The sequence below is a fragment of the Burkholderia sp. ZZQ-2 genome, assembly GCF_050768715.1.
GTDB lineage: Bacteria > Pseudomonadota > Gammaproteobacteria > Burkholderiales > Burkholderiaceae > Burkholderia > Burkholderia cepacia.
In genome coordinates this window covers 1-5,327 of record NZ_LDVA01000018.1, presented here as the reverse complement: position 1 = coordinate 5,327, position 5,327 = coordinate 1, and the positions used below count along the sequence as shown (strand labels likewise).

The 5,327-nt window shown below is 68.5% G+C and carries 7 protein-coding genes; all 7 read right to left on the bottom strand.

Annotation, left to right across the window (positions count from 1 at the left end; translation table 11 throughout):
- Positions 1-402: LysM peptidoglycan-binding domain-containing protein (locus ABY44_RS00285; protein ID WP_431640702.1), on the bottom strand; the 402-nt coding region annotated here is incomplete at its 3' end.
- A 5-nt stretch (positions 403-407) separates the two neighbouring features.
- Entirely contained in the window at positions 408-1,340 is a 933-nt protein-coding gene (locus ABY44_RS00280; protein WP_027787228.1) for a protein-L-isoaspartate(D-aspartate) O-methyltransferase, read from the bottom strand.
- The gene (gene surE / locus ABY44_RS00275; RefSeq protein ID WP_027787227.1) at positions 1,337-2,098 is read right to left on the bottom strand and encodes a 5'/3'-nucleotidase SurE; all 762 of its coding nucleotides are present in this window, start codon (positions 2,096-2,098) and stop codon (positions 1,337-1,339) included. The genes ABY44_RS00280 and surE overlap by 4 nt, the downstream gene beginning before the upstream one ends.
- 220 nt (positions 2,099-2,318) lie before the next feature.
- Positions 2,319-3,524: a CaiB/BaiF CoA transferase family protein gene (locus ABY44_RS00270; RefSeq protein ID WP_027787226.1), complete on the bottom strand. Its 1,206-nt coding sequence runs from the start codon at positions 3,522-3,524 to the stop codon at positions 2,319-2,321.
- Positions 3,525-3,572: 48 nt separating this feature from the next.
- Positions 3,573-4,169, bottom strand: a complete 597-nt coding sequence (gene recR / locus ABY44_RS00265; RefSeq protein WP_006478665.1) for a recombination mediator RecR — start codon at positions 4,167-4,169, stop codon at positions 3,573-3,575.
- 31 nt (positions 4,170-4,200) lie between these two features.
- Complete coding sequence (locus ABY44_RS00260) at positions 4,201-4,527, bottom strand: YbaB/EbfC family nucleoid-associated protein (RefSeq protein ID WP_006482124.1); 327 nt, start codon at positions 4,525-4,527, stop codon at positions 4,201-4,203.
- Between the two features lie 92 nt (positions 4,528-4,619).
- Positions 4,620-5,327 (bottom strand): DNA polymerase III subunit gamma/tau C-terminal domain-containing protein (locus ABY44_RS00255; RefSeq protein ID WP_431640698.1); only part of this gene is annotated, 708 nt, incomplete at its 5' end.

Below are 5,327 nucleotides of genomic sequence, written 5' to 3'. Positions count from 1 at the left end.
GGCGGCGCCCCCGATCGGCGCGGCGACCTGGGTGCCCGCGACAGCGGCACCGGCCTGCGGCGACACGCGCAGCAGCTGGTCGACTTCGATCTGATTCGGGTTCGCCAGGTTGTTCCACGCGGCGATGTCGCGATAGTTCTGCCCGTTTTCGAGTGCGATCCGGTATAGCGTGTCGCCCGGCTTTACCCGGTAGTAACCCGGCGGCGCCGGCGGAAGCGGTACCGCGGGCTGCGCGGCGGCAGTCGTGCCGAGCGAACCGGAGCGATCGACGACGGGCGCGTTGTCGAGCCGCGTCGCACAGGCGGCCAGTAGCGTGGAGAACGCGGCTACGCAGATCGCGCGCTGGGCGAGCGTGAGCGGTTCCCTGGAACGGTTGTTTTGCATCGCGCGCAACATACTCATCGGTTTCAAATTACTCCGGATTTTAAAGGGACAAAGAAAACGCGATCAAGCCGTGACTCCCGCCATTGCGCGTGCGCGACGCGCTCGACGAGCGTGAGCACCTGGTGCTGCCCGCTCTGCGCGCCGACCGGCGCGACGAGGCGCCCGCCGATCGCGAGTTGCTCGAGCAGCGCCTGCGGCACGTCGAGCCCCGCCGCCGCGATCACGATCGCGTCGAACGGGGCCGCGGACGGCAGGCCGACACGCCCGTCGCCGTAGTGCAGACGGATGTTCGGCACGCGCAGCGGCCGCAGGTTCAGCTTCGCGCGCTCGTAGAGCGGCTTGATGCGTTCAATCGAATACACGTCGCGTGCCACGTGGCTCAGCACGGCGGCCTGATAGCCGCAGCCCGTGCCGATCTCGAGCACGCGCTCGAGCGTGCGGCCGGCCATCGCGAGCTCGATCATGCGCGCGACAACCGACGGCTTTGAAATGGTCTGCTGGTGGCCGATCGGCAGCGCGGAATCCTCGTAGGCCTGCGTCGCCAGCCCCGGATCCACGAACAGGTGGCGCGGCACCGCGGCCATCGCCTCCAGCACGCGCGCGTCGGTCACGCCGTTCGCGCGCAGCCGTTCGACCATCCGTTCGCGCACGCGTTCCGACGTGAGCGCGAACGCGCCGGCCGGCGCGACGCTCGGCGCGGCCGGCTTCGGCATCGCGGGCTTCAGCGCGGTCGGCTTCGGTGCGGTCGCGGGCTTCGCGGCGGGGGAACCGGGCATGGCCGTGCGCGGGGCGGCGGGTTTCACCGCAACCGGTTTCAGCACGGCCGCGGGCTTGTCGGCGGCCTTCGATGCCGCGACCGCCGCATGGCGTTCGCCGGCCCGACCTTCCGACTTGCGTGGCGCTCGCTTGAGATCTTCGAGCGCGAGCGGGAACCGCTTCGCGCGCTCGCCGCTCATGAAGCCCGCCCTCCGGCGCGCGCCCATTCGCGCGTCGCGGGCAGCATCTGTGTATGCGTGAGGTCCAGTTGCAGCGGCGTGATCGATACGAAACCGTTTGCCACCGCGTGAAAATCGGTGCCTTCGCTGGCGTCCAGCGCTTCGCCCGCCGCGCCGATCCAGTAGATCGGTTCGCCGCGCGGGTCGGTCTGGCGAATCACCGGCTGCGACGGATGGCGTTTGCCGAGACGCGTGACCTTCCAGCCTTTCAGTTCGTCGTAAGGCAGGTTCGGAATATTGACGTTCAACAGCGGCTGCCCCGGCAGCGGATGCGCGAGGGAGTGCTCGACGATCTCCGCGGCGACGCGCGCCGCGTCCGCGAGATGGGCCCAGCCCTTGTCGACCAGCGAGAACGCAATGGCCGGCACGCCGAACATGATGCCTTCGGTGGCGGCCGCAACTGTCCCCGAATAGAGCGTGTCTTCGCCCATGTTCTGGCCGTTGTTGATCCCGGAAACGACGAGGTCCGGCCTGGCGTCGGCCATCCCAGTCAACGCGACGTGCACCGAATCGGTCGGCGTGCCGTTCACGTAGAAGAAACCCGTACTCGCTGCGCGCTGCACCGACAGCGGCCGCGACAGCGTGAGGGAATTCGACGCGCCGCTGCAGTTCTGCTCGGGCGCGATCACCGTGAGTTCGGCCAACGGCCGCAGCGCGTCGCTGAGCGCGGCGAGACCGGGGGCGAGATAGCCGTCGTCGTTGCTGAGTAGGATTCGCATCCGGCGATTGTAACCGAGGAAAGATGGCGCGAGAGCGACAGTCCGGCGACTGCGGAAGGACGGTTGCGGGCGACCGTACACGCTGCACCGCCGCGTTGCGCGGCGGCGTTCTGCGCGCTCAGGAAAACGCCTCGCCGCCCCGGGTTTTCCAGCATCAACGGCGCTCGCTTGCGGAATGTGCTTCGGGGAGCCCGGCGCGAGGCGACAGGCCCAGGGGCGTTCAGATCGCCCCCGCGTCGCGCAGTGCGGCAATCGCCTGCGCATCGTAGCCGAGGCCGCGCAGCACCTCGTCGGTATGCTCGCCAAGTTCAGGCCCGAGCCAGCGCGTTTCGCCCGGCGTGTCCGACAGCTTCGGCGTGATGTTCGGCAACGGAATGTCGGTGCCGTCGGCCAGCTTGAAGCGTTGGATCATCTGCCGCGCGACGAACTGCGGATCGGTGAACATGTCGGCGGCACTATAGATGCGCCCGGCAGGCACATCGGCCGCGTTGAGCACGACGAGCGCTTCATCGATCGTGCGCGGCGCGAGCCATGCGGCAATCGCGTCGTCGATCTCCTGCGTGCGCGGCACGCGCCCGTCGTTTTGCGCGAGTGCGGGATCGTCGGCGAGGTCGTCGCGCTCGATCGCCTTCATCAGCCGCTTGAAGATCGGGTCGCTGTTGCCGCCGATCACGATACTGCCGTCGCGGCATGCATACGTGTTCGACGGCACGATACCCGGCAGCGACGCGCCGGTGCGCTCGCGCACCATCCCGTACACGCCGTATTCGGGCACCACGCTTTCCATCATGTTGAAGACGGCTTCATACAGTGCAACGTCGACCACCTGCCCCGCGCCGCCGTTGACCTTGCGGTGATGCAATGCCATCAGCGCGCCGATCACGCCATGCAGCGCGGCGATCGAATCGCCGATGGAGATGCCGATGCGCGGCGGCGGCAGATCGGGATATCCGGTGATGTGGCGCAGCCCGCCCATCGATTCGGCGATCGCGCCGAAACCGGGCCGGTCGCGGTACGGGCCCGTCTGCCCGTAGCCGGACAGGCGCACCATCACGAGGCCCGGGTTCTCGGCCGACAGCACGTCGTAGCCGAGCCCGAGTTTTTCCAGCAGGCCCGGGCGGAAATTCTCGATCACGATGTCGGCCTCGCGCGCGAGTTGCCGCGCGATCGCCTTGCCGGCGTCGGCCTTCAGGTTGAGCGTGACCGATTTCTTGTTGCGCGCCTGCACGGACCACCACAGCGACGTGCCGCCCTGCTCCGGATGGAGCTTGCGCCACTTGCGCAGCGGGTCGCCGCCGTTCGGATCCTCGATCTTGATCACTTCCGCGCCGAATTCGGCGAACAGCCGCGACGCGAACGGCCCCGCGATCAGTGTTCCGAATTCGAGCACTTTGACGCCCGCGAGCGGGCCCTGGCTGGTGCTCATGTGTCTCCCTGGCATGAGGAACGGCGCCGCCGACCGGCGGCGCCCGGCTTACATCGTGCGGCGGTCGAGCATCGCGCGGGCGATGGTGCCCGCGTCGACATATTCGAGCTCGCCGCCCACCGGCACGCCACGCGCGAGACGCGTGACCGCGAGCCCGCGCGCCTTCAGCGTCTGGCCGAGGTAGTGCGCAGTGGCCTCGCCCTCGTTCGTGAAGTTGGTCGCGAGCACGACCTCCTTGACGACCCCGTCGGACGCGCGCCGCACGAGGCGGTCGAAATGGATTTCCTTCGGGCCGATCCCGTCGAGCGGGCTCAGCCGGCCCATCAGCACGAAATACAGCCCGCGATAAGTCATCGTCTGCTCGAGCATGATCTGGTCGGCGGGCGTCTCGACGACGCACAGCAGCGTCGGATCACGCTCTTCGTCGCTGCAGACCTCGCAAATCTGCGCTTCGGTGAACGTATTGCACTTCTCGCAATGCTGCAGGTGCTCGGTCGCGAACAGCAGCGACCGGCCGAGCCGCTCCGCGCCCTCCCGATCGTGCTGCATCAGGTGGACCGCCATGCGCTGGGCGGATTTCGGCCCGACACCGGGCAGCACGCGCAACGCTTCGACGAGAGCGGACAGGGCGGACGGCTGTTTCATACGGCGGCAAAAAGTGGCACGGACGCCGCGTTCAGAACGGCAGCTTGAAGCCCGGGGGCAGCGGCAGGCCGGACGTCATGCCGCTCATCTTTTCCTGCGACGTCGCTTCGGCCTTGCGCACGGCGTCGTTGAACGCAGCCGCGACGAGATCCTCGAGCATGTCCTTGTCGTCCGCGAGCAGGCTCGGGTCGATCGACACGCGACGCACTTCGTTGCGGCACGTCATCGTCACCTTGACGAGGCCGGCGCCCGACTGTCCTTCGACTTCGATCAGCGCAAGCTGCTCCTGCATCTTCTTCATGTTTTCCTGCATTTGCTGCGCTTGCTTCATCAGTCCGGCGAGGTTGCCTTTCAACATGGGAATACTCCTTCTTGATCGTGTGAAAACCGGCACGCGGCGCGTGCCGGCCAATGTGTGGGCGTGATTGTGCCTGTCGCGGGGCGCTCAGTTCAATGCAGCGTCGGCGGCGGGCCGTCCGGCGCCGCGTCGGCGAGCGGGCGCACCGAACCCTCGACGATGCGCGCACCGAAGTCGCGCACGAGTTGCTGGACGAACGGATCGCCGTGAATCTCCTGCTCGGCCTCACGCTGGCGCGCCGCGCGCGCAGCCGCATCGAGTGCCGCCGCCGTACGCCGGGCGGGCCCGACTTCGACGGCCACCTCGACCGGTTTGCCGAGCGCATCGGCCAGCGCGGCCTTCAGCTTCGCCACCTGCGCAGCGTCCGCATATTGCGGCACCGGCACTGAAAGTTTCAACGTAGTCGCATCGACGGCCGTCAGCTCGCTGTTGAACGCGAGCTGGTACGCGACGCCCTTGAGCGGCAGCCGCGCGGCCAGCGCCGGCCATTCGCCGTCGAAGCCGACCGGATCGAGCGCGATCGCGGGCGGCAGCGGACGCGTGTCGACCAGAGCGGACGGGCGGGCTTCCGCCGGCTTCGGCGTCACGCGCACATCATCGGGGCCGCTGTCGAATACCGGCACGAAGCCGTCGTCGGGCGGGCCGCTAAACATCTCGTCGGCACTGAGCGGCACGTATTCGTCCGGCGGGATGTCCTCCCACGGCGGCGGGGCCTGACGTGCATCGGCTGCCTGCGGCGCACGGGCCGCCGCGCGCGGCGTCGGTACCTGTACGGCGGCGGGACGCGGCGCGACGGGCTT